Origin of the sequence: Siccirubricoccus deserti, assembly GCF_014283215.1 — a bacterium.
Lineage (GTDB): Bacteria > Pseudomonadota > Alphaproteobacteria > Acetobacterales > Acetobacteraceae > Siccirubricoccus > Siccirubricoccus deserti.
Genome location: NZ_JACOMF010000129.1, coordinates 1 through 4,268 on the forward strand (window position 1 = coordinate 1; position 4,268 = coordinate 4,268).

At 66.3% G+C, this 4,268-nt stretch carries 1 protein-coding gene and 3 pseudogenes; 1 reads left to right on the forward strand and 3 read right to left on the reverse strand.

What is annotated here, in order from left to right; translation table 11 throughout:
* Nucleotides 1-587 precede the first annotated feature (587 nt).
* Nucleotides 588-1,407: pseudogene (locus H7965_RS28460) on the reverse strand (IS110 family RNA-guided transposase); the annotation flags it as partial.
* Here H7965_RS28460 and H7965_RS31510 point away from each other — a divergent pair.
* A pseudogene (locus H7965_RS31510) lies at nucleotides 1,408-1,632 on the forward strand (ISNCY family transposase); the annotation flags it as partial. It lies immediately after the preceding pseudogene.
* Nucleotides 1,633-1,900: 268 nt separating this feature from the next.
* Here H7965_RS31510 and H7965_RS28465 read toward each other — a convergent pair.
* Both H7965_RS28465 and H7965_RS28470 read right to left on the reverse strand, forming a co-directional pair.
* Nucleotides 1,901-3,051, reverse strand: a pseudogene (locus H7965_RS28465) (IS110 family RNA-guided transposase).
* A gap of 151 nt (nucleotides 3,052-3,202) precedes the next feature.
* Complete coding sequence (locus tag H7965_RS28470) at nucleotides 3,203-3,472, reverse strand: hypothetical protein (RefSeq protein WP_186773892.1); 270 nt, start codon at nucleotides 3,470-3,472, stop codon at nucleotides 3,203-3,205.
* Between the last annotated feature and the right edge of the window lie 796 nt (nucleotides 3,473-4,268).

Sequence of the window (4,268 nt, forward strand, 5' to 3'; positions counted from 1 at the left end):
ACGGTAGGCACTGGCCGCATGCCAGGCCGCGGCGCCGCCGACAGCAAGGGCAGGCAGAAGGACTGCCAGAACTAGCCCGACAAGGTGTGCACGTAGCCCGAGGCGAGGCGCGAGCCTGGCAGACTTCGTCGAGGACAACACCGGTGGCGCCCCGGGCGACCGCTCAGGTCGCCTCGTCGCAGTATCGTACTGAGAGGAGCTCACGGATAGAGGATATCAAGCATTCGTGCGTGAGGCGCAACGCATGTTTCGTAAAGCACGCGAGTTACCTACCAAGCTCCCTGGCTGTCGGCCCGCTCTCTCATGTCCGCATTGTCAAGCGTAGAACGAGCTCGGTCGCACCGCGTCTTGCCGTGGTGCCGGTCGGATATGATGCGCGGGGTGGGAGGCGGAGCAGAACGGGCGACGGTTGATCAAGCTCTCATTCGCGGGTTGGCTACCGCATGACCACGGTTCGTCGCGGGGCTGCCTCGATTTTTTTTCGGGCGTGGATTGTGGATCCGCCCACGGGGGCTCCCGAGGGTTCCCCTACCGCGTCCCCGCCTCCCGCCCTGCGCATCGCTGCGGAGGTGAGTTGGACGCCAGCGTCAGGCGGGTGCCGGCCGCACCTCCCGGGCAATGGCCCAGACGCGAAACCGAGCATCTCGCGCGCGACTGCCGTGACGACCACCTGCAACGGCTTGCCCGCGGCGAGCCGGCGGTAGCGGGCGCAGAGGCGCAATTGCGCCTTCCAGGCGATTTCGCGCCCTTTGGTGCGGCGTCCACACGCCGCTGCTTTGGCTCGCTGATACGGGCCGGTCGGCGGTAGGTCCAAGCCGCCTCGGTCAGCATCTTCCTGACCTCGCCGTTGCCTGTCTTGGTAATGCCGCCGCGGCGAGTCCTGGCACCGCTCGAACGTTCCGAGGGTACGAGGCCGACGAAGGCCATCAGCTGTGCCGGGCTGGCGAAGCGGCGGAGGTCGCCGAGCTCGGCGACGAGCGTGACGGCGACGATCAGCGCCACACCTCGCATCGCCTGCAGCGCGGTGACCAACGGCGCGAGCGACCATTCCGCCACTTGCGCCTCGATCTGCCGCGTCAAACGCGCCACGCGCTCGGCCGCGGCGTCGACGGCGTCCATGAGGTCCTGCAACACGATTTGCGACGCCGGATGCTCGAAGCGGAGGCCGGCGAGCCATGCGCGGTGCGCCCTCGTCCAGGGCTTCCCGTTAAAGCGCCGTCCGTGCCGAAGTAGGAAGCCCAGCAATTGCTGGCGGGCGGCGCGCCCGCTGGCCACAGCCGCTCCGCGTGCCCTAACCAGGTCGCGGATGGCCTCGTGGCTGGCATCGGGCACCCAGACCGGGGTGAGCTGGCCGGCGCGGTGCAGGCTCGCCAGCATCACTGCGTCGCGCCGGTCGGTCTTGACCCGGCCCACATCCTGGGCAACGAGGCCGGCAAGGACGCCACCAAGGTCCAGCGCCGCTTCGACAGCCTGGTCGGTGCCATGGCCCGCCACCGCGCCACCGCCGGTACCCTGGCCGGGGCGCTCGACCACTTCTGCAAGGTCGCCCGCAGCTACCGACCGGGGCTGTTCCACTGCTACGCCGTCCCCGACCTGCCGCGCACGGATAATTGTCTCGAGCAGCTGTTCGGGTCAGGGACCCGGTGGAGGTCTGAGTGGCAGCTGTGGCTTGGACGTGGTCGAGGTGGAGCTTCCTGTCAGACGAGCTGCGCCCGCCAACCTCGCATCCGGCGGGACGATGTCCCCACCATGGTCCTGCATCCGGACCAGCGAAGCTCCGAGGGATGGCCTCATTCTGTGCGGCGGAGCGCGAAGCGCCCGTTGTCTCATTCGGCAGCCATCGTCTCGACCCCACCAGGCCGGCCGGTGCGGCCGGCTTCGGGTGGAAACTGCGGTCCCGTCAGGGGGCTTTCACAGCAGCGCCTTCCGGAACGACCCCCTGGGTGGCGAACCGCCACAGGGCCACGAGCAGCTTTCGGGCGAGCGCGACCACCAACACCTTGCGCATACGCCCGCCGGCATTCCCCAGCCGCTGCCTGAACCATGCGGCGAGCCCGCTGCCCGGCTGGTATCGAACCCAGAGCCAGGCGAGTTCGACCACCGTCGTCCGCAGGCGGCGGTTGCCAGCCTTGGTGATGCCTTGCTCCCGCTCGATGCCTCCACTGGCGAAAGGTGTACCGACAAGGCTGGCGTAGGAGCCGAGCGCCTTCGCCGAGCGAAAAGTTCGGACAAAGCCCTCCCTGACCAGCGTGGTCGCGGTCTGTGCGCCCAGCCCGCGCAGCCTGGCGAGCCGCTGGATCATCGCCTCGGCCGCGCCTGCCTGCTCTGTCTCTGTCAGCACGGCATCGCGCTGCGCTTCAAGGGCCGCGATCTGAACCAGGACGAGTTCAAGCCGATCAAGCATGCGCATGATCCGGGCCTCAGCACATGGCGGGAGTCGTTCATCCAGCGCCGTCCGCAGTTGGCCGAGCCGCTGGCGGCGGTCGCGCCGAAGTGGATCGTAATCGTCGATGCCGAGCGTCGTCAGGATGCCTCCGATCCGGTTGGTCAGGGCGATCCGCTCCGCAATGAGCTCCTCGCGCTCGCGCCCGGGATGGCGCGCATCCTCGTCGGCCTCCTCGGGCACAGGCACCATGGAGCAGACCCGTGGCTCACCGCGAAGGAACGCCAGACAGGTCCGCAGCAGCAGGTCGACATCGATTGTATCGGTCTTGGCCCGGCGGGTACGTCGGTCGACCGGAACGCTTACGGGCTGGATAACGTGGACCTCCATGCCGGCCCGCTGGAGGACCCGCGCGAGCCAGAACCCGGAGTACCCGGACTCATAGGCCACGACAGTACGCTCGACGATGGCTCCCTTGTCCGCCGCACGCTGCTTCAGCCGGGCGATCGCCCCGAGCAGCGCATCCGCCCGCGGCTCGAGACGCTGCTTGACCTTGGCCCCTGCAGGCCCGGGACATGGGCGGCAATGACCCAGGCGGTCTTCGAGACCTCTACTACGACCACCAGCGTGGTCCGCAGGTCCGGCAGCAGAGCAGGCACAGTCGTCATCGCACAGCCTCCCGAGCGAAGAACAATGGACCGGCTATGCTTGCTGGGACGCCGGCCCCGCTCATAGGGTCTGTCCGCGGGATGTGCCAAATGGGACGCGTGCTCAGTGGCGCAGGCTTCAGTACGCAATAAACTATTGCTGCCCCACCGATTAGCCGGCTACTTGATAGGTCACACCATGCCGCTTGCCGGCTGCCAGCAGCGCACCGGCCATGGCATCCGCATCCGGTGTGCCAACAGTTCTGACCACGACTAACTCAATGATTTGGCCGTTGCGCCGTCGCCGCCGGCCCTTGGCATATCCACCAAAGCGAGAGCGGAAAAGCCAGCCGCTGCTCCCCATAGTCATAACCCGTTGGCATGCTTGCTCTCGGCGTGCCTCGGCGACATAGCCGCCCGCGCCGCTCTCCAGGATGAGCAAGAACTCCGCCTGTCCCATGCGCAGCCCTGTGTGGCTGCGCCGGCACCCATTGCACCGGCGTCGGAATATTAGGGAGTGGAGGCGGGCGCCAGTCTAGTAACAATAGGATTGTGCGGCTGGTAGACCAGTGCCGATGCCGTGCCTCCAGCCGGCGGTCACTGGCGCTGAGTGCTTCCGAGAGGAAGGGATAGAGCCAGGGGCTGCAGGTCTACACAGCAGCACGTCCGTACCAACCGGGCCGGAATCCGGACGAGAGTGCCGGTATTGACGTGTCCAGCGCGCTTCGCCTCCCCGCGATATCCTCCCATCCCGGTCTAAGGGCCAGCAGGTGGGCTAAAATGTGCCCCCGCCGGAGGGCCAGCGGGGGCGCTAAAAATGCACCGCTGCAGAGCCAGCGGGAGCAGGTAAATGGGGCCGCAACGTTTAGCGCCGCCGGTAGTATGCCGAGCGCATCGGTTCCGTTTTCGTGTTATCACCCGCGATAAGACCCAATCACAATCGCTTCGTGCTGATCTCGCATTGATGATTTATCAAAATTATAGCCTTAAATATAATTTTGGAGCAATTGGAAACGGCGACCGCTGATGCCCTTGCGCATACCTCCTGGCGCCGATCTGCTGCTGATTGTGGTTTCAATCGGCCTGTTTGTGGCAGTTCTGACCCACATGGTTATGGGCATTTTGGTGTGCTAACCCGCGAGAATCCCCGCATCACAGACCTGCGGACGCCCAAAATGTGCTCTGCCGGAGAGCCAGCGGGGACGACTTGATGGAACGCCAACGGCCGATCGGTCCGC